The 24493-nt window shown below is 65.3% G+C and carries 25 protein-coding genes; 16 read left to right on the top strand and 9 right to left on the bottom strand.

Annotated features, from left to right (window positions below):
* The first annotated feature begins 81 nt into the window (after window positions 1-81).
* The 3 genes from ACQP2D_RS32835 to ACQP2D_RS32825 all read left to right on the top strand — a co-directional run bounded on the left by ACQP2D_RS32835 (window position 82) and on the right by ACQP2D_RS32825 (window position 1598).
* Window positions 82-420, top strand: coding sequence for a hypothetical protein (locus tag ACQP2D_RS32835; protein WP_433679786.1), 339 nt, complete (start codon window positions 82-84; stop codon window positions 418-420).
* Between the two features lie 131 nt (window positions 421-551).
* Window positions 552-956, top strand: a complete 405-nt coding sequence (locus tag ACQP2D_RS32830) for a hypothetical protein (protein WP_433679785.1) — start codon at window positions 552-554, stop codon at window positions 954-956.
* A 48-nt stretch (window positions 957-1004) separates the two neighbouring features.
* Complete coding sequence (locus ACQP2D_RS32825; protein ID WP_433679784.1) at window positions 1005-1598, top strand: DUF3159 domain-containing protein; 594 nt, start codon at window positions 1005-1007, stop codon at window positions 1596-1598.
* A 15-nt stretch (window positions 1599-1613) separates the two neighbouring features.
* Here the strand turns inward: ACQP2D_RS32825 and ACQP2D_RS32820 are convergent, their stop codons facing one another.
* Window positions 1614-2909 (bottom strand): hypothetical protein, encoded by a 1296-nt coding sequence (locus tag ACQP2D_RS32820; protein WP_433679783.1) that lies wholly within the window; start codon window positions 2907-2909, stop codon window positions 1614-1616.
* A gap of 507 nt (window positions 2910-3416) precedes the next feature.
* Here ACQP2D_RS32820 and ACQP2D_RS32815 point away from each other — a divergent pair.
* The 3 genes from ACQP2D_RS32815 (at window position 3417) to ACQP2D_RS32805 (ending at window position 6158) form a co-directional block, all read left to right on the top strand.
* A complete protein-coding gene (locus ACQP2D_RS32815) occupies window positions 3417-4043 on the top strand; it encodes a hypothetical protein (protein ID WP_433679782.1) in 627 nt (208 codons plus the stop codon).
* Window positions 4034-5575 carry a hypothetical protein gene (locus ACQP2D_RS32810; protein WP_433679781.1) on the top strand — a complete coding sequence of 514 codons (1542 nt, stop codon included), beginning with the start codon at window positions 4034-4036 and terminating at the stop codon, window positions 5573-5575. The genes ACQP2D_RS32815 and ACQP2D_RS32810 overlap by 10 nt, the downstream gene beginning before the upstream one ends.
* A gap of 118 nt (window positions 5576-5693) precedes the next feature.
* Window positions 5694-6158 (top strand): hypothetical protein, encoded by a 465-nt coding sequence (locus ACQP2D_RS32805; RefSeq protein ID WP_433679780.1) that lies wholly within the window; start codon window positions 5694-5696, stop codon window positions 6156-6158.
* A 142-nt stretch (window positions 6159-6300) separates the two neighbouring features.
* Here the strand turns inward: ACQP2D_RS32805 and ACQP2D_RS32800 are convergent, their stop codons facing one another.
* Genes ACQP2D_RS32800 through ACQP2D_RS32790 form a run of 3 tightly spaced genes read right to left on the bottom strand, consistent with a single transcriptional unit; the run spans window position 6301 to window position 10302 of the window.
* Window positions 6301-7941 (bottom strand): AMP-binding protein, encoded by a 1641-nt coding sequence (locus ACQP2D_RS32800; protein WP_433679779.1) that lies wholly within the window; start codon window positions 7939-7941, stop codon window positions 6301-6303.
* A complete protein-coding gene (locus tag ACQP2D_RS32795; RefSeq protein ID WP_433679778.1) occupies window positions 7931-8872 on the bottom strand; it encodes an SDR family NAD(P)-dependent oxidoreductase in 942 nt (313 codons plus the stop codon). The genes ACQP2D_RS32800 and ACQP2D_RS32795 overlap by 11 nt, the downstream gene beginning before the upstream one ends.
* Window positions 8869-10302, bottom strand: a complete 1434-nt coding sequence (locus tag ACQP2D_RS32790; RefSeq protein WP_433679777.1) for a TetR family transcriptional regulator — start codon at window positions 10300-10302, stop codon at window positions 8869-8871. Before ACQP2D_RS32790 ends, ACQP2D_RS32795 begins: the two co-directional genes overlap by 4 nt.
* On the opposite strand from ACQP2D_RS32790, the gene ACQP2D_RS32785 reads away from it, so the two are divergent.
* Window positions 10250-11434: a lipase family protein gene (locus ACQP2D_RS32785; RefSeq protein ID WP_433679776.1), complete on the top strand. Its 1185-nt coding sequence runs from the start codon at window positions 10250-10252 to the stop codon at window positions 11432-11434. The two genes, ACQP2D_RS32790 and ACQP2D_RS32785, sit on opposite strands and share 53 nt — an antisense overlap.
* 280 nt (window positions 11435-11714) lie before the next feature.
* Window positions 11715-12095, top strand: a complete 381-nt coding sequence (locus ACQP2D_RS32780) for a phage tail protein (protein ID WP_433679775.1) — start codon at window positions 11715-11717, stop codon at window positions 12093-12095.
* A 73-nt stretch (window positions 12096-12168) separates the two neighbouring features.
* Here ACQP2D_RS32780 and ACQP2D_RS32775 read toward each other — a convergent pair whose 3' ends face one another.
* Genes ACQP2D_RS32775 through ACQP2D_RS32765 form a run of 3 tightly spaced genes read right to left on the bottom strand, consistent with a single transcriptional unit; the run spans window position 12169 to window position 14322 of the window.
* Complete coding sequence (locus tag ACQP2D_RS32775; RefSeq protein WP_433679774.1) at window positions 12169-12849, bottom strand: GntR family transcriptional regulator; 681 nt, start codon at window positions 12847-12849, stop codon at window positions 12169-12171.
* Window positions 12836-13567 carry a maleate cis-trans isomerase family protein gene (locus tag ACQP2D_RS32770; protein ID WP_433679773.1) on the bottom strand — a complete coding sequence of 244 codons (732 nt, stop codon included), beginning with the start codon at window positions 13565-13567 and terminating at the stop codon, window positions 12836-12838. The genes ACQP2D_RS32775 and ACQP2D_RS32770 overlap by 14 nt, the downstream gene beginning before the upstream one ends.
* Before the next feature lie 14 nt (window positions 13568-13581).
* On the bottom strand, window positions 13582-14322 hold the full coding sequence (locus tag ACQP2D_RS32765; RefSeq protein WP_433679772.1) for a maleate cis-trans isomerase family protein: 741 nt from the start codon (window positions 14320-14322) through the stop codon (window positions 13582-13584).
* Between the two features lie 85 nt (window positions 14323-14407).
* Between ACQP2D_RS32765 and ACQP2D_RS32760 the strand changes: the two genes are divergently transcribed.
* Together ACQP2D_RS32760 and ACQP2D_RS32755 are read left to right on the top strand one after the other, a co-directional pair.
* Complete coding sequence (locus ACQP2D_RS32760; RefSeq protein WP_433679771.1) at window positions 14408-15373, top strand: D-2-hydroxyacid dehydrogenase; 966 nt, start codon at window positions 14408-14410, stop codon at window positions 15371-15373.
* A 28-nt stretch (window positions 15374-15401) separates the two neighbouring features.
* Complete coding sequence (locus tag ACQP2D_RS32755; protein ID WP_433685838.1) at window positions 15402-16787, top strand: amidase; 1386 nt, start codon at window positions 15402-15404, stop codon at window positions 16785-16787.
* A gap of 4 nt (window positions 16788-16791) precedes the next feature.
* Here ACQP2D_RS32755 and ACQP2D_RS32750 read toward each other — a convergent pair whose 3' ends face one another.
* Window positions 16792-17286 carry a DUF3830 family protein gene (locus ACQP2D_RS32750; protein WP_433679770.1) on the bottom strand — a complete coding sequence of 165 codons (495 nt, stop codon included), beginning with the start codon at window positions 17284-17286 and terminating at the stop codon, window positions 16792-16794.
* Between the two features lie 16 nt (window positions 17287-17302).
* Complete coding sequence (locus ACQP2D_RS32745) at window positions 17303-18550, bottom strand: aspartate aminotransferase family protein (RefSeq protein WP_433679769.1); 1248 nt, start codon at window positions 18548-18550, stop codon at window positions 17303-17305.
* A 128-nt stretch (window positions 18551-18678) separates the two neighbouring features.
* On the opposite strand from ACQP2D_RS32745, the gene ACQP2D_RS32740 reads away from it, so the two are divergent.
* The 6 genes from ACQP2D_RS32740 to ehuA all read left to right on the top strand — a co-directional run bounded on the left by ACQP2D_RS32740 (window position 18679) and on the right by ehuA (window position 24487).
* Entirely contained in the window at window positions 18679-20151 is a 1473-nt protein-coding gene (locus ACQP2D_RS32740; protein WP_433679768.1) for an NAD-dependent succinate-semialdehyde dehydrogenase, read from the top strand.
* Entirely contained in the window at window positions 20148-21254 is a 1107-nt protein-coding gene (locus ACQP2D_RS32735) for a tartrate dehydrogenase (protein WP_433679767.1), read from the top strand. The genes ACQP2D_RS32740 and ACQP2D_RS32735 overlap by 4 nt, the downstream gene beginning before the upstream one ends.
* A gap of 178 nt (window positions 21255-21432) precedes the next feature.
* Window positions 21433-22320 carry an ectoine/hydroxyectoine ABC transporter substrate-binding protein EhuB gene (gene ehuB, locus ACQP2D_RS32730; protein WP_433679766.1) on the top strand — a complete coding sequence of 296 codons (888 nt, stop codon included), beginning with the start codon at window positions 21433-21435 and terminating at the stop codon, window positions 22318-22320.
* Between the two features lie 4 nt (window positions 22321-22324).
* Window positions 22325-23050 (top strand): amino acid ABC transporter permease, encoded by a 726-nt coding sequence (locus ACQP2D_RS32725; protein WP_433679765.1) that lies wholly within the window; start codon window positions 22325-22327, stop codon window positions 23048-23050.
* Complete coding sequence (gene ehuD, locus ACQP2D_RS32720) at window positions 23050-23718, top strand: ectoine/hydroxyectoine ABC transporter permease subunit EhuD (RefSeq protein ID WP_433679764.1); 669 nt, start codon at window positions 23050-23052, stop codon at window positions 23716-23718. The genes ACQP2D_RS32725 and ehuD overlap by 1 nt, the downstream gene beginning before the upstream one ends.
* Before the next feature lie 4 nt (window positions 23719-23722).
* Entirely contained in the window at window positions 23723-24487 is a 765-nt protein-coding gene (gene ehuA, locus ACQP2D_RS32715) for an ectoine/hydroxyectoine ABC transporter ATP-binding protein EhuA (protein WP_433685837.1), read from the top strand.
* Window positions 24488-24493 lie beyond the last annotated feature (6 nt).

Here is a 24493-nt window from a genome sequence, read left to right as displayed (position 1 = left end):
GTCAGCACGGCCTTCGCGACGATGTGCCGGACCCGATACTCCCATGCGTCCCTCGAAGTGGACGGCGTCACATACACATATATGACGTCGGGACTGAAGGTCCGGCCTCGGCCGATTTTCGACAAGCGAATGTTCGAGGTATGCGAGATCGGTTGCGCACCAGTCGATATGCGGGTGGTTGCCGCGGCGGCGGGTCAGGGCACGACCTATGACTGGGGTGCGTTGTCGCGCGGTATTCCGTTCCTGTTGGCCGGGCAGGCACTGCCGTATCAGCCGATCCGCGGCGACCGGTATACGTGCACGTCGTTCGTTGCGCACGCGTGTGGGTTGCATCCGATTGGTGTGCGGCAGGTCAACAGGTATACGACGACGGCGGATATCGAGGCCGCGTTGTGCGGCATCGGTAGGCCGGCCTCGTGACGACGTATCGGTCGAGCGACGATCAACGAGCCACCTCGATACCGGATATCGTTCGGTGGTTTCGGGGCAGGGGCGGCACGACGATGCTGCTGACTGCTACACCGGCTCGTCCGAATCGCCTGGTGCGCAGCGTGTCCGGTAGCCGGTACGGGCACGCTATCGCCGTTGTCGACGGTTGCGTCGATCGCGCGGCAGCGTTCGGTCCCGGCGGGTTCACCCTGGCCCCCGTCGAGCACTATTTGCATGCTTCCCTGGGTTGCGCGACAGTCGCATTGGAGTGCCGGATGGATATCGGCGAGCTTTCGGCATGTCGCCGATACGACTACGCGACATGCCTCGTCGGCGGGCTCACTTACCGATGGGGTCGGGTGCCGCACTGGTCGCCGCGACGGGAGCACTGGACGTGTGTGACCGCGTTCGGACCGGCGCTGGGCATCGAACTGAACCGCTTCGCGGTGCCCGATGTCTTCCTGTCCCTCGGTGTGCCGAGGCATTTCGTGCGGGTCGAGGGTGACCGCTTTCTTCCGGCGGGCTGATCGATGCGATCGCACCAGCGGAATGCGCTCGCTCGCGTTTACGAGCGCATGGGCGGACTGGCAGGGCTGGTCTATTCCAGCCTGCCGACCATCGTCTTCATAATCGTGAACCTGACACTGGGCTTGGTGCCCGCCGTCGTGGTCGCGATTTCCGCAGCCACCCTGATCTTCCTGTGGCGACTGCGTCTCCGGGATTCATGGCGGGGCGCCATGCTCGGCCTGATCGGGGTGGGCATCTGCGCCGCCACCGCGTACGTGACCGGTTCAGCCCGAGCCTATTTTCTGTACGGAATCTACGGCAGCCTCCTGTACTGCGCGATCTTCACGGCATCCATTCTCGTGCGACTCCCCATGGTCGGCATCATCTGGTCCGCCCTGGCCGGAGGCGGCATCGCCTGGCGCAGCAACAGCGCAATCATCCACCGATACGACATCGCCACCGCCGTATGGGCTCTCATCTACGGTGGACGCTTCGCCGTCCAATCCCACTTCTACCGCACAGGCGCCGATCTCTGGCTCGCGATAGCCCGCCTGGCCATGGGTTGGCCGCTCGGCGCAGTCGGCATGTTCATCACCATCCTCACCATCCGCCGCGTAGACCAACTCCGCGCGCCAACCGACCCCGAGCAGATAGTCGAGTAGATCTGCGCCGCAACACTATTGGACCGGACCCCCACGCAGACTGGGCAACACAGCGAGCAGATCCTTGGACAGAGCGATCTTGTCCCCCAACCGTGGATCGAGAACCCTCGCAAGGCCGACCACCGCCCAGAGGATGGAAAAGGGAACTAATCCCCCGAGCAGCGCGGCAGGTACGTCCAATTCTGTCGCGCCGACGACAACGGTAGCGCTCAGCGGCGTCAGTGCAATCACGAGCTCTCGCAGGAGATAGCCAGCGCGGTCGCGAAATGGAATCTGGATGGCTTCCTCGTGCCGAGGCAGGTTATCGAACTGGGCCAGGAAGACAGTCCGGATCAAAGTGTGCAACTCGGCGGTGAGGAACGCGGGCGTATCGGCTCTCGGTAAACCCACCCAAACAGCAAGTGAGCGGACGAATGCGGCAGCGCTGGCTTGCCTCTGTTGCACAACGGCGCGACTGGCGGTATCGGGTAGAACCGAACGACCCGGCAGCAAATCCCGGATCGAGCCTGCCGAGATGACGATCAGGGAGATGGCCGTCTCGCGTTCGGCGACAAGTCGGAATCGCGCGGGGGTCCTGATGATTCGGCATGCCGCGAGCAGTCGTCGGCAGAGCGTATCGATCGGATTGTGTGAATCGAGCCTTCGGCGCATCCCGAGGGTGAGATAGAACATCGAACCGAATGCCGCCAACACCATCAGGTTGCTGACCCCCGCAGAGAGTACGGCCGTGTTCAGAAGGCTCATTGCGTCGTGACGCTCCAACTGGATGCCGACACGTATGGCATAGGTGAGGCACACCGTGCTCCATCCGAGCACCACCGCGAGTTCGATGATGAACGAAACGCCGTGGACGCGCCGGATGGCTGCGCGGGATACGACCGGAAACGCGAGGCCGATGTTGAATCCGAGGTAACTCGCGGCAGCCTGGTGTACCGATCTCGAAACAAGAAGTACACCGAAGGCTACACCAGCGAGCAGGACCGGCATGGTCATCGAGTACGCGGCCATAACGACATGTATGCGAAAGAGGCCAGTTGCCAGTGTCCGAATATCCTGGATGCGGTTTCGACGATAGGTCGCCAGCAGATCTGCCCGTTGTGCTGGATCGATACTGCTGAGAATATCGTTCAGGTCATCTGTGTCGCTTCGCGCATCTCGAACAGCCGCCCGCATGATCGTGTGGAGTTCCGAGATCCGCCGTCTGGTGTGATCAATTAATGCCGCGGGAGTCGCAACGACGAACCGATGCGTTGGCTGATGGCCGGCAATTCCCTCGGCTCGGACAAATGTTCGGTACGGCGCGCGATCCAACAATGGAATCCTTCGGCGAACAACATTCTGGGCAATCGTGTCGGTTGTCTCGACCGGGCACAGCTTAGATACACCGCACGGTGTTCGGCCGAGAACTCTCCTATCCGTGCCACTATTCATTACTTGCCGGAGCAGACCGGCCAATAGTTGCTCGGGTCGGCGGACACGAGCAAGACCTTGCCGCATGCGCGGTCTCGCACCGTATTGCAACTCCACTGCGTCACCGGACTGGTCGGCATCTGGCACCGCATCTGGTCACTTCATCGCTGTGCCAATGGATTTCGGGCGTGCACTCGGCTCGTATGGCGATGCTGACGGGGTGACCGAGGGCGGTGCGGTGGTTCCACCATGGCCACGGATGGCGGCCGTTCGTGCGCGCTTGTCCGCAGCTTGCACGTCGGATTGTCGAGGGGTGTCAGCTGCGCTGGTCGGCATTACAGGTTGACATTTTATGTCGAGTTGTAACATGCTTCGGGCGTTCGTGGTTCAGGAAGGTGGCGGACGCTGATGACCGAGCATGCCCAGGCGGCTCTTCAGTTGGTTCGAGACAGCAGCCAGTTCAAGTGGTACGTCATTCCGCTGCTGCTCGTTGTGATCTACGTGTACGCCACCGAGGTCGAGCGGCGGAATTGGAATGTGTTCTTCGCTGGGCTCGCGCTGTGGGGTGTGGACGGGTTCAACGAGATATGGAACTCCGTGGTCTTCCATGCCACCGGTCGCGCACCAGTCTGGGGCGCGAGCGGGCCGACGGCGTATCAGCTGCTCATCGGCCTCAATATCGAGATCTGTTTCATGTTCGCGATCATGGGCGTGGCGGCGGCGAAGATGTTGCCACCCAAGCAGACCCGCATTCTCGGAGTGCCGAACCGGCCGGTGCTCGTCGCGGTGAACTCGGCCGCGGCCGTGCTGGTCGAGGTGCTGCTCAACAAGATCGGTGTGCTCACCTGGGATTGGTCCTGGTGGCAGGCGAGCTTTCCGCTTCTCATTTTCTTGATCGGATACGTTCCGTTCTTCGCCGCCTGCTTCTGGGTCCACGACCTGGTCACGGTGCGCGCCAAAGCACTTGCCGTAGGCGCGATCCTGGGTGTGGACGCTACGGCGATCATCGTCTTCGGAGCACTGGGGTGGCTGTGAACGTGCGCGCGAACAACAAGGCTGTTCTCGCTGCTGTTGCGGGACTGATAGTCGCGAGTCTTACGGCGAATCCTGGTGCGAGCGCCGATACCGGTAGCTGCACGCTGCTCGGCACGGTGGGGACACCCGAAGTGGCCGAGGACGAGAGCAACGCCGGACTCGACGCGATGCCTAGCGCGGAGACCCCACTGCCCGCCGAGGTACACCTCCGCGGTTCCACTGAATCATTCAATCGCCGTTGGTCTTTCGCGGCTCGCGATGGTCATATCTATGTCAAAGAGGCCGCGGTGAGCGGCGGGTGGCGGCACCTGCCGCTGCCCAGCTGCCTCGAGGGCCGAATCTCGGGCGTCTCCGCCGATGACGACGAGGTCATGGCCATCGATCGCGACGGCCGATTCGTCACCATGGACCACGCGACGAGCGCACCGAACGACTGGAACTGGAGCAGCCGCTACGGCAACCCGCTGTGGACCGGTCCGGGCAATACGTTGCCTGCGGGCACCCTCGACTGGAGTTGGTCGGTGCTGTCGCCGAACGAGGACCGGCACTGGCGCGACACCGCCGACAATGATCATTCCGTCGGCGGCGCGAAGGTCTCGCATGTCTTCGCACTGACCGATGGCGGCCGCCGTATCCGATATATCGACCCATGGCTGCCCGCCGACCACAGCTACGAAATGGCCACCCCGGCCCGCGGGCGATTCCGGGCCGTCGCGCTGTCCACAAGCGGATCGACGACATTGGTGGTCAACCGCTTCGGTGACCTCTACACCCGGCTGTACGACTTCGACATCTCCGGCGCGGACAAGGTCTTCTTCCGCTACTCCTACGACGATCAGCGGGGGCTGCCCGCGGCAGCGGACATGTTGTCCGAACGCGTCGACAGCCATTACGCCGCGATCCAACTTCCGGCCCCCGAGTGGGTACGCCAACCCAAGATCCCCGGCGATATCACCGACCGCGTCTCCGTGCACAAAACCGGCATCGGATCGGACGCACGTGAACTGCGCGTGGAGGGAGTCAGCGGCAACCGCACGGGCTATTGGACGAAAACGCTCACCGCCCCCGCATGGACCTTCGTTACCACCGATCAGCCGCTGACCGGGCATCGGCTCGACAATTCCGTCGCGGACCGGACCATCGACGAGTCCGCCTCGCCCACAGGCGATTCGTATGCCGGAACGTCGGCCGCCGGGTGGACCGCACGCATCGAATCCTTCGATGTCGCGGTCACTCCCACGCCGCTGCGGCTGAGTTTCAGCGACGGCTCCCGCCTGGAGCTCGTTCTGCACACCGTCGACGGGTTGCGGCAGTCACCGCAGCAATCGGGAATCAGCACGCAGTCGAGGCATTTCGACGGCACCATCGAAGTCCCCGAACAGGTACTGAATTCGCTTGCCACCGAACCCGCTTCGGTGCGCGAATTCCTGACGACCACACTGGGCGCCCGCCGCTTCACCGACACTGCCGTCGAGGTCACTACCGGTGAGTTCCGAATCAGCGAAATCGGTCTCACCATGGCCCATCAGTGATGCGCAATTGGGCGGTGGCCGCGCGGGCTGGCCCCGTCTTCCGTCCGGGTCGCTCGAGCCACTCGCAAGATCATCGATCTCGCCGCCGGTGCTGGAGCCGTACGTTCAGAATTGAGTCATGTCGACAGGGGTTGTCTCAACGTTGGTTACCGGCCTGCTGCCACTGTTCGGCGCGGGGCTCGGCGCATCGGCAACGCTTATGGTGCAACGGAGTTCGGCGCGTGCGGCGAAGCTCCAGTTCCTCGCGGAGAGTCGCCTTGCCCGCAGAGAGGAGGTGAAGTCGGCGATCATCGACTACCTCGAGTCAGCACAGCGACTGCAGGGAGAACTCGACATCCGAGAGCACGGAGGTACCCCCGCCGATCTGAAGCGACTCATCGAAAGCGTCTGGCTGGCAGAGAAGCGGGTCGAGATCATCTGTTCGGATGCATTGCGGGACAGGGTAGTTGCCCATGCACGGGGATTGCACGACGTCGTTCGGGACCCGGTGACCCACCCTGACTGGTGGGCTCACTGCTCGTCCCTCCAATGCGACCTCCTCGCAGAAGCAAAGGCAGAGCTGATACCGAAGCACGATTGGTGAACGCGTTCAGCAGACAAACAATCGCATCATCGACCAGCCGCGCTCACCAACCGCGCGCGGCTGCGGTTGGTATTCGGGCACGGCGGCAGATGCTGGGGGAGTAGCCGACGATCGTGGTGGTGCGATGTGCCCGCGCGCACTGCTATCCAGCGATGGTTCTGCTGTGACTTTCCAGCTCGCGGCGCAGGATCTTGCCGCTCGGATTGCGCGGAATCTGTTCGAGCGCAATGAATTCCTTGGGCACCTTATAGCGTTCGAGTCGCTCGCGGATGTGCGTTTTGAGTTCGTCGGCGGTGGGTGGGGTGTGACCGGCGGCGGTGACGTAGTAGGCGCGCAGCACTTGTCCGAATTCGGGGTGCGGAACGCCGATTACGACGACGTCGGTGACGGCAGGGTGTTCGGCGATGACATCCTCGACCTCCTTGGGGTAGATGTTCTCACCGCCGGAGACGATCATGTCGTCGTCGCGGCCGTCGACGTAGATCCGGCCTCGGGCGTCGAGATGTCCCATATCCCCGGTGTTCACGTAGCCGTCGACCACTTCCTTCGTGGGGGTCTTCGACTTTCCGTCGGATACATAACCGTGGTAGCCGAGTCCGCCGCGCACGAAGATGCTGCCGGTTTCGCCGATCGCGGCGGGGGTGCGGTCCGCGCGCAGGATGCGCACCGAGACGCCGATGGCGGGGCGTCCCGCGGTCTTCGGTGATTCGGCCAGATCCTCGGTGGTGGCGATCGAGACCACGCCGGCCTCGGTGGAGCCGTAACCGTTCACCAGGATGGGACCGAAGGCAGCGATGAACTGGCTGATCGTCGCCGGCGCGATCGGCGCCGCTCCGGTGACCGCCAAACGCAGTGAGCCGGTGCGGAATTCGCGACGCCGCTGTTCCGGTATCGCCACCAGGCGCTGCACCATCACCGGTACCCCGACGAACACCGTGGCGCGATGGTTCTGCACATCGGCGAGTGCCTGCTCGGCGTCGAAGCGCCGGTGCGTGATCACCGTCGCGCCGAGGGCCAGCGCGCCCACCATGATGGCCAGTCCGAAACCGTGGAAGAACGGTGGGGCCATCACGATCACGTCGCGGGAGTTGAATCGGGTGGCCGACATCGCGGTGGCGACCATCTCCAGCACCGTGCGCTGGCGCAGCGGCCGGGACACGCCTTTGGCGAGTCCGGTGGTGCCCGAGGTGAGCAGGGTGATCTTCACCGGGTGACGCACCGGCGGTGCGGCCGGATGTGACTGCTGGGCAAGGGAATCCAGTGATAGCGGTGCCTCGGTGTCCTGCCAGGCCCGAACCCGGGTGCCCGGAAATTTGGAGGCGTCGATCGCTTCGTCGTACTCCTGGTCGTGCACCAGGATGTCGGGACGGTGCCGTTCGAGAATCTGGACGAGCTGGGCTCGCGGTAGATCGGTATTGAGAAAGACGAGTTCGCAACCGAGTTGGGCGCCGACCACCGACGCCTCGATGAAGCCACGGTGGTTGCGGCACAGGATGGCCATCGTCGCCGCGCCCGGGTGCCGGATGTGCAATGCCGCGGCGATCGCTTCGGCGCGACGCTGCAACTGTCGGTAGGTAATCGCACCATGCTCGTCGATGACGGCGGGGCGATCGCCGTAGCGGGCCGCCGATATCGCCATGACTGTGGCGATCGAGGGCCCGAATCGCCGGACGGCATCGGTGATCCGGACCGCCGTGGTGATGCCGACCGGTCGCAGCGCACCCGAAGTCGCCAGTGGGACAACCGCATTCCGCCATTGGAAGCCGGTGTGGTCAGGCGACATCGTTGTCCCCCTTCTCGACGCTGGCCAGCGAGGCCGCCGTGTCGCCGAGGAAGCGGTAGATGAAAGTGGTGAGCAGTTCGATCGGGGTGCGCAGCAAGGGCACCAGCACCGCGAGTGGCCAGCCATAGACCGGGGTCAGTGTGCGCGGCTTCTTGACGATCGCCTTGGCGATGACATACCCCGCCTGGCGGGCGGACTGCCCGGGCAGTGCGGAAATCCAGCCGCTGGGTGCGCTCATTCGGGTGAACATCGAACCGGCGTAGAAGGTCGTCAGCGTGACGCCGTCCGGGCGGGCCTCCATACCGACCGCACGCATCCAGATGTCGAAGGCCGCCTTCGATGACACATAGAACCCCCACTTCGGGGTGACCGGAAACATGACGGCCACGGTGGAGACGTTGACGATGTGGCCGGATCCGCGGGCGCGCATGCTCGGCAGCAGCGCCAGCGTCAGCCGCATCGGTCCGAGGTAGTTGGCCGAAGTTGTGGTGTTCAGATCCTTGGGCCGGTCATAGGACAGGTGGATCGACCGCCGCAGCGATTTGCCCGCGTTGTGCATGAGGTAGTCGACGTGGCCGAACTGGGTCAGCACCTCATCGGCAAAGGATTTGATGGAATCCTCGGATGCGAGATCGAGTGGGATGGCGACAGCGCTGCCGCCCGCGGCCTTGATCTCGGTCACGATCGTCTGCAGTTGCTCCGCCGACCGCGCCCCGAGGACGACGGTGGCGCCCGCGGCGCCGAGCATTCGAGCGGTCGCTTCGCCGAGACCATAGGACGCGCCGGTCACCACCGCGATCGTGCCCGCGACCTCGCGGCGCAGCCGTTCCGGGTTGCGCAGCCCGCGCGGGCCCACCAGCCAGGCGACGCCGCGCCCTATCGGTCCGGCCGCGAGCCAGTTGTTCGGTCCGTTATCGAGAGATGTGGTCACTCTTGGTGCTCCGTCTGCTTCGTGGGTTGGGCGTGCTCCAGGAGCGCATTGATCGCGCGGGAGGACAGTGGGGTGCCGGGGTCGAGCGTGAGGATCGACTGTCCGATGGTGTACAGGCTCGCGACCAGCAGTTCGCGCAGTTGCACGCGGCTGATGTCGCGGGTGCGCAGCCAATCGGCAACGGCGCCTTCGACGAAGGCCATCCACCCTGCCATGGCCGTACGCGCGAGGGCGGTACCGGCGCCGCCGGTGAGTTCCTGCATCATCGCCGTGACGAAGCGATCGATGTGCCGATGGTGCATCGCCCGCAGCTCTTCGTCGGTCACCTGCGTCGACAGCGCCAGTGGTGAGCCTTCCCTGGCTTCGGCCTGATCGATGTAGAGGTCGAGACCGCGAATGAGGCGAGGAACGGCCGGTCCGCGCAGCGCTTGGAGTACATCCCAGAAGTCGCCGTAGACGGCGTCGGCCGCGGCGAGGTAGAGGCCGCGCTTGCCGCCGAAGTGATAGTTGATCAGGCCTATCGCGGTGCCTGCCCGCTGCGCGATCTCGGTGGTCGATACCTCGTCGAAACGCTTCGAGCCGAATACTTCGATGGCGGCATCCAGCAGGGCCGAGCGTGATTCGTCGCTGCGTGCGGTTCCGCGACGGCGCTTTGAACGCTTTTCAATATCGGTGGGCGACTGTCCGTTTGATTGAACAGTTTTCAACTCGGTGGCGTTGGCCGCGGCGAGCAGAGCGGGTAATAGCCTCGCGACGGGACCGGTCGAGATCGTCGGATCGATCGTCCGTTGGATGCTCAACCCCAGGCCCATGCTGAACACGGCCTGCGCGGTATCGGCCGAGAAGTCGGACGAGCCGCTGCCGGTCACGGCGGCCAGCAGCTCGGCGATCGCCGACCGCAGCGCGGCCAGGTTCGCCGCGATCTGGTCGCGCAACCGGGGATCATCACGGCTGGTCAGCGTCAGTTCGAACTCGAGCCGGGTGAATCCGACATCGTCGATGCGCTTGCGCGCCCACTGCGTCAATGCGGCGATACGGTCCTCGGCCGAACCGCGCATCTCGGCCACGGCGGTGATCTCCGCGAGCGCCTCGGTATGGATCAGTTCGAGAACTTCCAGGCAGAGCTCGTTCTTATTGCGGAAGTTGGAATAGACCGCGCCCTTGGAGTAGCCCGCCGCCTCGGCGACTCGCGCCAGCGAGGTATTCGCCATGCCGTCGGCGATGAACAGATCGCGGGCGGTTCGGGCCAGGTCGGCGCGCGTTCGCGCCTGGCTTTCCGGTCGCGTCATCCTTGACATGAATTCAAGATACCACTGGTATCTGGATTCTGTTAGTCTGCTCAATACAATTCCAGCAGTCCCGATCGGAGGTGCAACGATGCGACTCTCGACGATCCCGAACCCGTTGAGCCTGCGTGGATCAGCGCGCAAGCACGAGGAGTTCTACCGCCCGCCGTCGTCGATCGACGGCGGGCCCGGTGACCTGCTTCGGGCCGAGCCCGTCCGAGTGAAATTGCTGCCGGGTGTGCGGCTGTGGGTGCGGGCTTGGCGAGTGCTGTATCGCAGCAGTTCGGCAACGGGTGCGCCGATCGTGGTGTCCGGAACCGTGCTCGTGCCGCACCGGCCGTACCGGGGGCCGCGACCGTTGATCGGCTATGCCATCGGCACTCAGGGGCATGCGCAGCACTGTGCGCCGTCACTGCAGCTTTTGGCCGGACTGGAATACGAAACCCCGCTGATCACAAGGATATTGGGGCGCGGCTGGGCGGTCGCGCTGACGGACTACCCCGGGCTCGGTACGGGCGGCGGTCACCCGTACATCGTCGGCCGCGCCCTCGGTCCCGCGGTCCTCGATTCGATGCGGGCCGCGCGCAATCTCCCCGACACGGGACTAGCCGAGGACGGCCCTGCCGCGCTGTTCGGATACTCCGAGGGTGGCACCGCCGCCGCTTGGGCCGCGCAGTTGCAGCCCGCCTACGCGCCCGACATTCCGCTGGTCGCGGCCGCGGTGGGCGGTGTCTGCGCCGACCTCGAATACGCCGCCGACTTCCTGACCGGTGGTCGCTTCGCCTGGCTGCAGGCGTATGCGGCGGTCGGTCTCGATATCGCCTATCCCGAGTTGCGGCTGGCGCGCTACCTCAACCATCACGGCCATCGCATGTATCCGAAGCTGATCGACACCCATATCGTCGGACAGATAATCGCCCGCACGCCATACAGATTCGACCGGGCGCGCTATGTCGTCACCGATCCGCTCACCGAACCCGACTGGCTGGCCCGCATGCGCGAGAACCGGCTCGGTGCACTGGCCCCGGCCGCGCCGGTGCTGCTCACCCACGGCCGTGCCGATCAGGCGGTCGGTTACGGACAGGCGCCTCGGTTGCGTGATGACTGGTCGCGCCTCGGCGTCGATGTGACCTTCCGCGGCTATCGCGGACTCGAACACCTCACTGCCGCGGTCGCGCACATCCGCACCGCGCTGCCGTGGCTCACCGCACACATAGCCGGCCATCGCGCGGGCGGCCTGGGGACGCCTCCGATTACGGGCTTCGAAACCGCATGACGATCGGGCGAGCGGGTCGGGCGGGGGGCGCCGGACAGGATGTCGATCGCGCTCCGGTTCACGAATATCTCGGCGCCACCTCTCTGGGGATATGTCCGTTCCGCTGCGGAGTCGCCAGTTATAGCCAGATGATATGCGAATGCGATATGGGCATCGCGCCCACGGTCCCGGCCGAGTTCGTTGTGTTCTCCATGACGTAGACGATGGCGCGACAGTAGATGCGGGTCTCGTACTTCAGGTGACGAGGTCTGCTCAGCGCCCCGACAGACAAGGAGTTTCCATGGCTATCGGCGACACCATGAGTGGATCCACCTTCGTTATCGATCTGGGAATGTTCCCGGTGGAAACGGTTCAGCAGATCAGTGAGCTGGATTCGGCGCCGGTGCGCGGTGGTGCGATCACGATCATCCGCGGGTTGGACCGCAGCAAGGTGTTCACCGACTGGATCCACGCAACCTTCACCAAAGGTGGCGCGGATGGTGCTCGCCAGGACATCACGGTGACGGTGATGGACCCGAACAAGAATCCGGTCAAGCGGATTCGCCTCTCGGGCGCATGGGCGTCGGATTGGCATGGACCGTCGCGACGGGCCGGGGCGGACGAGTTGGCGACCGAAGACGTGACGATCGCCTACGAGGGCGTCGAGGTCGAGAACGCCTGACTTTCGTTGCGCGGCTGACGAGGGCCGTGGTGCGCAATGACGCACCACCCTCGCCGGCTCGCGGCCATCTGGACTACGTAGCGGGCTCACCGCCGGAGTATTGACGGCGCAGCCGCTGTACCGCGTCGTCCATATGCTCGACCAGCAATGCGCGGGCGCGGGGCGCCGGTCCGGATCCGATCGCATCGCGCAACTCGACGTGCTCTTGGGCCTGTTCGCGCAGGTCTGGGTACGTTGTCTGCAAGGCGCCCAGGCACATTCGGGTCTCGATGAGCAGGGTGCGGGCGGCGCGGACGAGCCGCGGGCTGCCCGCGCTCTCGACGAGGGCCTCGTGGAACGCTTGGTCGGCATCGGAAACTCCTGCGGCGTCGCCGGTTTCGGCGCATGCGCGCATGCTGGTCACACTGGGCTCGAGGGCGGTGTAGGCGATATCGCGGCGGCCGTCCAGGATCAGTGCGAGCGCGCCGCCTTCGATGGCGGTTCTGGCTCGGTAGATATCCACGACGTCATCGATGGTGAGTTCGATGACGAAGATGCCGCGGTTGCGAATGCTGTAGAGCAGGCCCTCGGTGAGCAGTCGCTGCATGGCCTCGCGCACCGGACCACGCGACACCCCGAATCGTGTTGCGAGATCGGCTTCCCCGAGCTGCGCGCCGGGCCCGAGGTTGCCGCGCATGATCGCCTCACGCAGCCGGTCGGCGATCATTTCCGCCGTCGACTGCCGGTTCACCGGCTCGAAATCAACGACCGACATAGGTGTGCCTTTCCGAGAAGAGGGAGCCGAGCACCGCGGCGGTCGGCACTTCGCCGATGAGCCGCAGACCCTCCCAGATGGTGACCTGATTGGCGGTCAACACGGTCTTGCCGAGTGCGGCCTCGAGTTCCGGGAGCACCGCGATGGTGTGCATGGCGGTGTCGGGAATCAGCAGGGCCTGCGCGTCCGGGTGATCGTTGGCGAGCGTCAGTTCGCGCACCTGCGCGGCGGTCAGCGTGCCGACCTCGGCGGCGGTGTCGATCCCGGCGCTCGACTGTGCGACCACCTCGATTCCGGCGTCGGCCAGGAAGTCGACGAACAGGCGCGCGACCTCGTCCGGATAGCTCGCGGCGACCGCGACGCGCCGCACGCCGAGCGCCCGCGCCGCCGCGACGAAGGCGAGGCTGGTGCTCGATGCCGGTACCCCCGCGGCCGCGGCCAGCGCCCGCACCTGATCGCGTGCACCCTGCGGCCCGTACACGAAACTGCCCGAGGTGCAGGCCCACACGACCGCCGCGGGCCGTTCGGGCGCGAGCAGTTCGGCCCCGTGTCGTAGCTTGTCGGGACTGCCCAGATCGAGCAGTTCGGCAATGGCGTGCAGATCGGTGCCGTAGATATGGGCCACCGGCAGTCGGGTGCCGAGGACCGCGGCGGCCAGCGGGTAGTCGTCCTCGGCCGCGTGGTCGGGATAGATGAAGCCGACGGTGGGTGCCTGCATGCCTGTTCTTCCGTTCAGAAAACGTTGAGTAGCCACTTTCCCGGACCCATCATCGGCAGCTTCATCCGGCCCAGGCAGGCCCACATGGTGAGCTGATTGGCGGTGAGCACGGGTTTGCCGAGTGCCTGTTCGAGTGGCTCGATGACGTCGTAGGTCGGCAGGTTGGTGCAGCTGACGAAGATGGCCTGGGCGCGCGGATCGTCCGCGCCGACAATGCGTTCGGCGATGGTGCGGTAGTTCACCTTCCAGATGCCGCCGCCCAATCCGAGGTGGTCGGACCGGATGACGGTGCAGCCCGCCTCGGCGAGGAAGTCGTGCAGTTTGCCGGTGAGGATTTCGTCGTAGGGGGTGATCACCGAAACCCTGCTGATGTCCAGATGCCGGATCGCCTCGACGAGCGCGCCGGAGGTGGTGACGGCCTCCTGTGCCCCGGCGCGACAGATGGTGTCGCGCAAGGACTTCTCGTAGGCCAGGCCCCTGATGAAGCTGCCCGAAGTGCACAGGTAGGCAACAACTTCCGGTTCCACGTGCAATACATCGCGGGTCGCGGCGGTCAGATGCACCGGATTGGAGACCAGTTCGGCCATCGCCATCGAAACCGGGACCGGTTCGTACGGGGTGCGGGCCAGATGCAGGCTGACGTCCAACGGCGCCCAGCGCCAGAGCTCACGTTCGAGCGCGAGGTCGAACGGTGCGATGATCCCGATACCCCGTTGTGCTACGGGCCCTTCGATATCGGGAAAGCCGAGTTCCAATGCGGCCCCTCTCGCGCTCAGCCGTCAGACCTCCGAGAACGATCGGATTGTTGACAATCATACGATGCGATTTTAGTGTGTCAATGTGGAACAGGGCCCGATTGTCACCGTCCTGCACAGTGACAGTGTGCCCGACGCGGACCTCATGGCCACCGTGGCCGAACGAGCCGAAGTGCGCTACACGGAGGCGTCCGGACTCGCCGACGCGCTGCGCGGCGCCGAGGTGCTGTTCGTCTACGACTTCCTGACTCGCGCGGTGCCCGGTGCCTGGCACGCGGCCGACCAGCTGCGCTGGCTGCATATGGGTTCGACCGGGGTGGACCCGGTGATGTTCCCGGAACTGCGGGAAAGTGCGGTCGTGGTCACCAATACCCGCGGCGTATTCGACACTGCCATAGCGGAATACGTGCTGGGTCAGATCCTCGGTTTCGCCAAGGATCTGACCGGATCGCTGCGGCTACAGCAACGGCAGGAATGGCGGCATCGCGAATCCGAACGCGTCGCGGGCGCCACCGTCCTGATCGTCGGTACCGGTTCGATCGGCCGAGCTATCGCGCGATTGCTGCGCGCCGCCGGGATGAATGTGCGGGCGGTGGGTCGGCGTGCGCGGGCCACCGACCCGGATTTCGGGGCCGTGAGCACCGATCTGATCGCGGAACTCCCCATTGCCGACTACGTCGTCGCGGTCGCACCGTTGACGCCGCGGACCCGGGAAATGTTCGACGCCAAGGCATTCGCCGCGATGAAACCGCATGCCAGGTTTGTCAATGTCGGCCGTGGGGAACTCGTTGTGACCGACGACCTCGTCGCCGCGCTCAGTTCCGGATCCATCGCCGGGGCGGCACTCGACGTGGTGGATCCGGAGCCGCTACCGGCGCGGCATCCGCTCTGGGATCTGCCGAATGTGCTTATCACTCCGCACAATTCGGGTGACTTCATCGGTTGGCGAACCGAGGTGGTCACCGCATTCACCGCCAACTTCGACAAATGGATCGCCGGTCGGCCGTTGGACAACGTGGTCGATAAAGCGCTGGGGTACGTGCCCGGCTGAAGGAGCCAATGCCATGAGTTACCCCCGTATCAACAGCAGCACCCAACCGGCCGAGATGACCGCCGTGGAGTTGGTGTCGGCCTATGCGGCCGGCACCCTCTCGCCGCTCGAGGCGACCGAGGCGATTCTGGAGGCGATCGCGGCGCGTGACGGCGAGTTGAATGCCTTCTGCCTGGTCGACCCCGACCGCGCGCTGGTACAGGCCAAAGATTCGCAGGCGCGGTGGAATTCGGGCTATGCCCGTGGGCTGCTCGACGGTGTGCCGATATCGATCAAGGACATCTTCCTGACCGAGGGCTGGCCCACCCGGCGCGGCAGCACATCGGTCGATCCGAGCGGTCCCTGGCAGGTGGACAGCCCGGTCGTGGCCCGGCTGCGCGAGGACGGCATGGTGTTCCTCGGGAAGACGACAACGCCCGAAATCGCTTGGAAGGCGGTCACCGACAGCCCGCTGACCGGTATCACCCGCAACCCGGCCGATCCCGCGACCACCTCGGGCGGCTCCTCGGGCGGCAGCGCGGCCGCGGTGGCGGCCGGCATGGGGCCGGTATCGGTCGGCACCGATGGCGGCGGCAGCATTCGCATTCCGGCCGCGTTCTGCGGCATTGTCGGCTTCAAGCCGACGCACGGCCGGGTGCCGCTGTATCCGGCGAGTCCGTTCGGTCCACTCGCGCATGCGGGGCCGATGACCAGGACGGTCGAGGACGCGGCACTGCTGATGGACATACTGTCGCTGCCCGATCCGCGCGATCCGACCGCGCTGCCGCCCACGGTGACCACCTTCCGCGGCCAGATGTCGCGCGAGGTGCGCGGGCTCACCGTCGCCTATTCACCGACCCTCGGTTATGCCGAGGTCGATCCGGAGGTCGCCGCGGTGGTGGACGCGGCGGTGCGGCGGTTGGCCGAGGCCGAGCTACGGGTCGTCGAAACGGATCCGGGCTTCGCGGATCCGCGCGACGCGTTCGAGGTGCTGTGGGCCGCGGGTGCGGCCACCATGTTGGCGACGTTCCCGGACGGTACGCGCGAACAGGTGGACCGGGGGCTGCGCACGGTCTGGGAGCGCGGCGAAACCATCAGTGCCGTCGACTATCTCGACGCCCGCGACGTCGCCGCCCAGCTCGGCATTGCCATGGGCGCGTTCCACACCACCTACGACGTGCTGATCACACCGACAATGCCGATCACCGCATTCGAGGCGGGCCACGACGTCCCGCCCGGCAGCGGGCTGGGCAGTTGGCCGCAGTGGACGCCGTTCACCTACCCGTTCAATATGACCCAGCAACCCGCGATCAGCATTCCGGCCGGCACCACCGCTGCCGGGATGCCGGTCGGACTGCAGATCGTCGGGCCGCGCCATTCCGACGATCTGGTGCTGGCCGTCGCCCGTTATGCCGAGTACGTCCTGGGGTCGTAGCCGGTCAGGCGCGGGCGAATGCCAGGGTTTCGCCCTGGACGCCGTGCAGCCAGAGGGTGTTGCAGGCGTCCGCGATATCGGTCAGGCCCGTCTCGATGGTGGCGAAGACATTTCCGGGCACCCAGCCCAGGTCGCCATTGATGAGCAGATTGTTGCGGCCGTAGAACAGCGCGAGATCGGTGGCGCCCTGCTCGTGGTGCGCCGCCGTGCCGGGCTCGTAGCCGTAGGCCGGGTTGCCGATCTCCCACGGTTCGAAATCGAACAGGCAGACATCGCCCGGAATGGGTGTGACGGTCGGGTTTTCCCGATGTGGTGCCGCGGCGATCCGTGGCACCAGCGTGTACACCTCGTTGCGGGCGTACTTGGCGTGGAACGCGTCGCCCTCCCGTGGCAGGGCATCCCACACCGCGGCGCAGGTCTGTGGCGCCTCGGCGTCGAGCAGGCGGGCGCGGCAGCTCACGCCCGCCTTGGTCAGTGTGATGGTGATGTAGCGGGGCATCGGTGCGGTCTCCTGGTCATCCGGGGAGTTCGGCGAGAACGGTGGACCAGATCGCGAGCGCGTCGTCGATCTGGGTATCGGTCACGATCAGCGGTGGAATCATCCGCACCACGTTCATATGCGCACCGCAGGTGAGCAGCAGCAGGCCCTTGTCGACCGCGAGCCGCTGCGCCGCTGCGGCCGTCGCGGTATCGGGTTCGCCTGTCGTGGTGGTGAATTCGGTGCCGCAGAGCAGTCCGAGGCCGCGCACATCGCCGATCGCCTTGGTGGCGCTGTCGCGCAGTCCGGCCAGCAGTTGCGCACCGCGCGCGGCGGCGTTGTCCACCAGCCGCTCCGATTCGATCACCTCGAGGGTGGCGATCGCCGCCGCACAGGACACGGCATTGCCGCCGTAGGTTCCGCCCTGGGATCCCGGCCATGCCTTGCTCATCAGCTCGCGTGACGCCGCGATACCGGATAGCGGGAATCCGCTGGCCAGGCCCTTCGCGATGGTGATGACATCGGGGCGGACGCCGAAGTGCTGATGTCCGAAGAACTTTCCGGTCCGGCCGAAACCGGTCTGGATCTCGTCGAAGACGAGCACGATGCCGTGCCGGTCGGCGCGCTCGCGCAGTCCGCGGAAGAACGTGCTGTTGCCGGGGACGTATCCGCCCTCGCCGAGCATCGGTTCGACGACGAACGCGGCGGTGTCGGCGGGGGAGGTGACGGTGGCGAAGAGATAGTCCAGTTCGCGCAGCGCGAAGGCGGTGGCCTCGGCCTCGGTCCAGCCGTAGCGGAACGCGGTCGGGAACGGGGCGACGTGCACACCGGACATGAGCGGACTGAATCCGGCGGAGAACCGGGTGCCCGAGGTCGTCATGGTCGCGGCCGCGACGGTGCGGCCGTGGAATCCACCATGGAAGACAATGACATTCGGTCGTCCGGTCGCCTGGCGGGCCAAGCGCAGCGCGGCCTCGACCGCCTCGCTGCCGGAGTTGGCGAAGAACAGCGTATCCAGGCCTTCCGGCAGCACGGTGGCGAGCCGCTCGGTGAGTTCGAGCAGCGGTCGGTGCATGACAGTGGTGTATTGACCGTGGATCAGACTGGCGACCTGCGCCTGGGCCGCTGCGACCACATGGGGGTGGCAGTGCCCGGTGCTGGTCACGCCGATACCCGCGGTGAAGTCGAGATAGCGGCGGCCGTCGGTGCCGTAGAGATAGCAGCCCGATCCGTGGTCGACGACTACCGGGGTGGCCTGCTTGAGAACGGGGGATAGCTCGGTCATGGTGGTCCGCCTCCCAGGCGTGCATCCGCTGATATCTATTGTCGGATTGTTGACAATATGCATAACATGGGCCCGGGGGTCGCAGCAATGGCCGGAGGCTGCGTCATGACGGAAAAGGAGTCCGCGCCATGCTCACCGAGACCACCCTGACCGCGGCCGAACGCGCCGCGATCGATTCGGTGCCGACAGATCTGTTCATCGACGGACGGTGGCGCGCCGCGTCGGGCACGCTGCCGGTGACCGATCCGGCGACCGGGCAGTTGCTCTGTGCGGTGGCCGATGCCGATCCGGGCGACGGGCTGGACGCCCTGGCCGCAGCCGATCGGGCACAGGCGGACTGGGCGCGGACGTCGCCGAGGCAGCGCAGTGACATCCTCATGCGCGCGCATCGGGCACTGCTCGCCGATACCGAACGACTCGCGCTGATCATGACGCTGGAAATGGGTAAGCCGCTGGCCGAGGCGCGCGGCGAAATCGCCTATGCGGCAGAGTTTTTCCGCTGGTTCGCCGAGGAGGCGGTGCGCCTCGACGGCGGCTATATGCCCGCCCCTACGGGCGATTCGCGCTTCCTGGTGACCAGACAGCCGGTCGGTCCCAGCCTGCTCATCACACCGTGGAACTTCCCGCTGGCCATGGGCACCCGCAAGATCGGTCCCGCACTGGCGGCCGGATGCACGTGCGTGGTGAAACCCGCTGAGCAGACACCACTTTCGATGCTGGCGCTGGCCGAGATCCTGGATCAGGTCGGTGTGCCCGCCGGTGTCGTCAATGTGCTCACCACCGCCGACCCGGGGGCGGTGATGACACCGCTGATCCTGGACAGCCGCTCGCGCAAGCTGTCGTTCACCGGTTCCACCGCCGTCGGCAAGCTGCTGCTCGAACAGTGCGCGCGGACGGTCATGCGCACGTCGATGGAACTCGGTGGCAACGCACCGTTCATCGTGTTCGAGGACGCGGATCTCGACGAGGCCGTCGAGGGCGCGCTCGCCGCGAAGATGCGCAATATCGGGCAGGCCTGCACCGCCGCGAATCGAATCTTCGTGCAGCGCAGCATCGCTGATGAATTCGCCGCTCGGCTCGCCGACCGGCTGGCGACGCTGCCGCTGGGGCGGGGGACCGAGCCGGGAGTCGTCGTCGGTCCGCTGATCGATGCCGACGCGGTGGCGAAGGTGGTGCGCTTGGTGGCCGATGCGGTCCGCCGTGGCGCCACGGTGCGCATCGGCGGTGAGCCGCTGGACGGGCCGGGGAACTTCTATCCCGCGACGGTCTTGACCGGCGTACCGGATGACGCCGAGATGTGTCGGACCGAGATCTTCGGACCGGTCGCGGCGATCGGCACCTTCGATACCGAGGCCGAGGTCATCGCGCGGGCCAACAACACACCGTACGGATTGGTCGGCTATGTCTTCACCGAGAATCTACGGCGCGGACTGCGGGTATGCGAGGCATTGGAAACCGGCATGGTCGGGCTGAATCAGGGAGTCGTATCGAATCCCGCCGCGCCATTCGGCGGAGTGAAGGAATCGGGGCTGGGCCGGGAAGGCGGACGCACCGGAATCGATGAATTCCTGGAGACGAAGTACATCGGAGTGCGGCTGTGACGGCGGCACCGCCGAACGGCGGTGGACGCTATCGCATCGCGACCATTCCCGGTGATGGCATCGGCGTCGATGTCACCGCCGAGGCCGTCGCGGTGCTCGACGCGGTGCTGCCGGGTATCGAATGGACCGAATTCGACTGGTCCTGTGCCGAGTATCTGCGCACCGGAACGATGATGCCCGCCGATGCGCCCGAGCTACTGGCCGGGTTCGACGCGATTCTGCTCGGTGCGGTCGGCTTTCCCGGTGTGCCCGACCATATTTCGCTGTGGGGATTGCTCATTCCACTGCGCCGGGCCTTCGGCCAGTACGTCAACCTGCGTCCGGTGCGGCTGCTGCCGGGTACCGAATCGGCCTTGCGCGACCGTACTGCCGCGGATCTGGACATCCTGATCGTGCGCGAGAACTCGGAGGGCGAATACTCCGCGATCGGCGGCATGCGCCATCCGGGTCGCCCGGACGAATTCGTGCGGCAGGAAGCCATTTTCACGCGGGTCGGCTGTGAACGGATCATTCGCTACGCCTTCGAATGCGCTGCCGAACGCGACGGCCGACTGTGCTCGGCCACCAAATCGAATGGGCTACTGCACTCGATGCCCTACTGGGACAGCATATTCGAGCGAATTGCCGCCGAATATCCGCAGGTGGAGACCAGGCAGATGCATGTCGATGCGCTGGCCGCCGAAATCGTGCTGCATCCGGATCGGCTCGATGTGATCGTCGGGTCGAATCTGTTCGGCGATATCCTGTCCGATCTCGCCGCGGCGGTGACCGGTGGGCTCGGCCTCGCGCCATCGGGCAATATCAATCCCGAGCGGACGGCGCCGTCGATGTTCGAGGCGGTGCACGGCAGCGCGCCCGATATCGCCGGGCAGGGTATCGCGAATCCGGTCGCGCAGATCCTTGCCGGGGCCATGCTGCTGGAGCATCTGGGTGAGCACAGTGCCGCCGCCGCGGTGGATCGCGCGGTCTGCGATGTCCTGCGCGAAGGCCGTATTCGCACACCGGATCTCGGGGGCACCGCGACGACGAGTGAGTTCGGCAGTGCCATCGCGCGGCGTGCGGCCGAATTGGTGAACACCGGTTCGGTGCTCGCCGATCGATAGGTCCGCACTGTCGATATGGTGCTGTCCTGGTGTACGGCAACGGCTTTCGGCATGCCTTGATTCGAAAGCAGGCATTGTTTCACCAGATTCGTCATGCGACCGCAAAGAAGTCGACCGGGCATCGCAAAGTTCATTCGCAACCATGGGTCGACTCGTGTGTCTGCGGAAGGACGGGGTCATGAAGATCGAATTCGGGGGCGCGCGCGGTCGGTTGCGTCGCGCCATGGCCGCCGCGGTGGCCGCGGCCAGCCTGGTGGTGGTAGCGGGCTGTGGTCTGGGCGGCGACGATGCGGCGGCGGTGACCTACGAGGACGCGAAATCGTCCGGCAAGATCAAGGTTGGCTTCGCCAACGAGGCGCCGTGGGCCTTCCTCGGCGCTGACGGTCAGCTGACCGGATATGCGCCGACCGTCGCCCGCGCGGTATTGCAGAAGCTCGGTATCAATGAAATCGAGGGTGTGGTCACCGATTTCGATGGACTGATCGACGGTGTCCGGGCGAAGAACTACGCATTCGTCGCGGCCGGGATGTTCATCAACCCGAAGCGGTGTCAGAGCTCGGCGTTCGCCACGCCCGACTACCAGGTGGGTTCGGCATTCCTGGTGCCGGAGGGCAACCCACGCAATATCACCCGCTTCGAGGACATCACGCGGGAGAACGTCCGGATCGCCACCCTCGGTGGTGCGGTCGAGAACGGCTACGCCCAAACCTCCGGCGTGCCATCCCAACTCGTCGAGCCGATGGCCAAACAGGACGACATCCTGCGGGCCGTGCGCAATAAGGACGTCTACGGCGCGGCGATGCTCGACGTCACCGCCTCGTGGCTGGTGAAGAACAATCCGGACGCCAAATTGGAGGTCGGCCAGTCCTTCCGATTCGGCAACCGTCCGGATGTGGGCACCTTCAACTTCCGCATCGGCGACGATAAATTCCGCGAGGACTTCAACCGTGAGCTGCGCGCACTGCACGAAAGCGGCGAATGGCTGAAGCTGGTGGAGCCGTTCGGTCTGACCAAGGCGAACGAGGCGGACCCGGCGGCGACCGCCGAGCAGTACTGCACGGCTTGACCTCGTGTCCGCGCATTTCTCGACCTACCTCGAGCGGGTACTCCAGGGTCTTCCTTTCACGCTGTGGGCGGCGGTCGGCGGTATCGCGCTGACCGCCGTGCTGTCGTTCGCCGCCGGTATCGCGATGCTGTCGCCGTCACTGCCGGTGCGATTCGTCACGCGCATTTATGTCGAGGGATTCCGAGGCAGCTCGGAAGTGGTGCAGCTGTTCTTCTTCGCGGTGGCGATACCGATCTTCTTCGGGGTATCGCTGGGTGCGACGGCGAAGGGGCTGCTGGTCATCGGCATCATCGTGCTCGGTCTCAACCACGGTGCCTATGGCGCCGAAATCGTCAGGGGCGCCATCGGATCGGTGCCCAAGTCGCAGGTCGAGGCCGCGATCGCGCTGAATCTGTCACCGGCGCAACGCATGTGGCGGGTGATTCTGCCGCAGGCGGTGGTGGAGATGCTGCCGTCGTTCAACAATCTGTTCATCCAGCTGGTGAAAGCGACGGCGCTGCTGAGCTTCATCGCGGTGCCCGAGGTGTTCAAAAAGGCCGATGAACTGCGGGCGGTGCCCGCATTCTCTCGCGAACTCGGTGTCATCTACGCGATCCAGTTGGTGGTGTATCTGCTCATCGCGGTGGTCGTCACGGTGATCATGCGGGTACTGGAGCGACTGGCGGCACGGCGGGTCGGGCGGCGGCCGAAGCGGTCGAGCATCGGACTTTCGGCGCGGGTGGGGGTCTGATGGAGAAATGGCGGTGGGACCGCTTCTTCGATGCCTTTCCCTTTATCTGGGACGGGCTGCTCGTCACGATCGAGTACACCCTGCTCGGCTCACTCGTCGCGTATGTGCTCGGTCTGGTTTTCGCGGTAGTCCGGCGGCTGCGGATTCCGGTGGTCGATCAGCTGCTGTGGGCGTTCATCGAATTCATCCGCAGCACACCGCTTCTGGTGCAGATCTTCGTGCTCTATTGGGTGGTGCGGCCGGATCTGCTCGGTGGTCTGTCCATCGACACCCAACGTCTGGTGGTCGGTGTGACCGCGCTCGGCGTCCACTATGCCTGCTACACCTCGGAGGTGTTCCGCGCGGGCATCGACGCGGTGCCCGCGGCGCAATGGGAGGCGGCCACGGCCCTGAATCTGCCGCGCACCCGCACCTGGATCGATGTGATTCTCCCGCAGGCGGTGCCGCGGGTGTTGCCCGCGCTCGGCAATTACACGATTGCCATGTTCAAAGAGGTGCCGCTGCTGTCCTCGATCGTCATCCTCGACATGGTCTATCAGGTCAAAACCGAATATGCCGCCGATACCGGCGGCGCCGGGCCGGAGGCCTGGTTCGCGGCCGGTCTGACCTTCCTCGCACTGAGCTATCCGTGCTCGATCCTGGTACGAAAGTTGGAACGACGTGTCTGAACCGATGATCCGGTTCACCGGTGTGGAAAAGCGCTATGGCGCGACGGTATGCCTGGACGAACTCGATTTCTCCATTGCGCCAGGTGAATTCGTCACCCTGATCGGACCGTCCGGCTCGGGCAAAACCACAATTCTGCGCCTGCTGATGGCGCTCGAACGAATAGACGCCGGGACCATCGAGGTCGGCGGAGAGTTCCTGAGCCATCAGCAGCGCGGCGGCAAACTGGTGCCCGCCGGTGCGGCGCACCTGCGCCGGATGCGCCGCAAGATCGGCATGGTATTCCAGCAGTTCAATCTGTTCCCGAATATGACCGTGCTGCGCAATGTCACCGAGGGGCCGATCCGGGGTCTCGGCGAATCGAAGGATGCCGCCGAGGAGCGGGCGCGGAAGTTACTCGAACTGGTCGGGCTCACCGACAAAATCGATGCCCGCCCGGCCCACCTGTCGGGCGGCCAGCAGCAGCGAGTGGCCATCGCGCGGGCACTGGCCATGGAACCGGAGGTGCTGCTGCTCGATGAGGTGACCTCGGCGCTCGACCCGGAGCTGGTGACCGGAGTACTGCACCTGCTGGCCGATATCGCGGCCGATACCGAGATCACCTTCCTCTGCGTCACCCACGAAATGCGTTTCGCTCGTAGGGTTTCCGATCGGGTCATGATGTTCGACGCCGGTCGCGTCCTCGAGGACGGTGACCCGGAGAAGATCTTCACCGATCCCGAGCAGGACCGAACCCGTGAATTCTTACAGGCGGTGTTGGATGAAAACTGACACCCG

Source organism: Nocardia sp. CA-119907, from assembly GCF_050955995.1.
Taxonomy (GTDB): Bacteria; Actinomycetota; Actinomycetes; order Mycobacteriales; family Mycobacteriaceae; genus Nocardia.
This window is presented reverse-complemented; position numbering and strand designations above follow the sequence as displayed.

Bases quoted from the DNA above. Each gene is read 5' to 3' on its own strand.
- ACQP2D_RS32835 (WP_433679786.1), top strand. From the start codon at position 82: ATGACGTCGGGACTGAAGGTCCGGCCTCGGCCGATTTTCGACAAGCGA.
- ACQP2D_RS32825 (WP_433679784.1), top strand. From the start codon at position 1,005: ATGGGCGGACTGGCAGGGCTGGTCTATTCCAGCCTGCCGACCATCGTC.
- ACQP2D_RS32815 (WP_433679782.1), top strand. From the start codon at position 3,417: ATGACCGAGCATGCCCAGGCGGCTCTTCAGTTGGTTCGAGACAGCAGC.
- ACQP2D_RS32805 (WP_433679780.1), top strand. From the start codon at position 5,694: ATGTCGACAGGGGTTGTCTCAACGTTGGTTACCGGCCTGCTGCCACTG.
- ACQP2D_RS32800 (WP_433679779.1), bottom strand. From the start codon at position 7,941: ATGTCGCCTGACCACACCGGCTTCCAATGGCGGAATGCGGTTGTCCCA.
- ACQP2D_RS32785 (WP_433679776.1), top strand. From the start codon at position 10,250: ATGCGACTCTCGACGATCCCGAACCCGTTGAGCCTGCGTGGATCAGCG.
- ACQP2D_RS32780 (WP_433679775.1), top strand. From the start codon at position 11,715: ATGGCTATCGGCGACACCATGAGTGGATCCACCTTCGTTATCGATCTG.
- ACQP2D_RS32775 (WP_433679774.1), bottom strand. From the start codon at position 12,849: ATGTCGGTCGTTGATTTCGAGCCGGTGAACCGGCAGTCGACGGCGGAA.
- ACQP2D_RS32770 (WP_433679773.1), bottom strand. From the start codon at position 13,567: ATGCAGGCACCCACCGTCGGCTTCATCTATCCCGACCACGCGGCCGAG.
- ACQP2D_RS32750 (WP_433679770.1), bottom strand. From the start codon at position 17,286: ATGCCCCGCTACATCACCATCACACTGACCAAGGCGGGCGTGAGCTGC.
- ACQP2D_RS32745 (WP_433679769.1), bottom strand. From the start codon at position 18,550: ATGACCGAGCTATCCCCCGTTCTCAAGCAGGCCACCCCGGTAGTCGTC.
- ACQP2D_RS32740 (WP_433679768.1), top strand. From the start codon at position 18,679: ATGCTCACCGAGACCACCCTGACCGCGGCCGAACGCGCCGCGATCGAT.
- ehuB (WP_433679766.1), top strand. From the start codon at position 21,433: ATGAAGATCGAATTCGGGGGCGCGCGCGGTCGGTTGCGTCGCGCCATG.
- ehuD (WP_433679764.1), top strand. From the start codon at position 23,050: ATGGAGAAATGGCGGTGGGACCGCTTCTTCGATGCCTTTCCCTTTATC.
- ehuA (WP_433685837.1), top strand. From the start codon at position 23,723: ATGATCCGGTTCACCGGTGTGGAAAAGCGCTATGGCGCGACGGTATGC.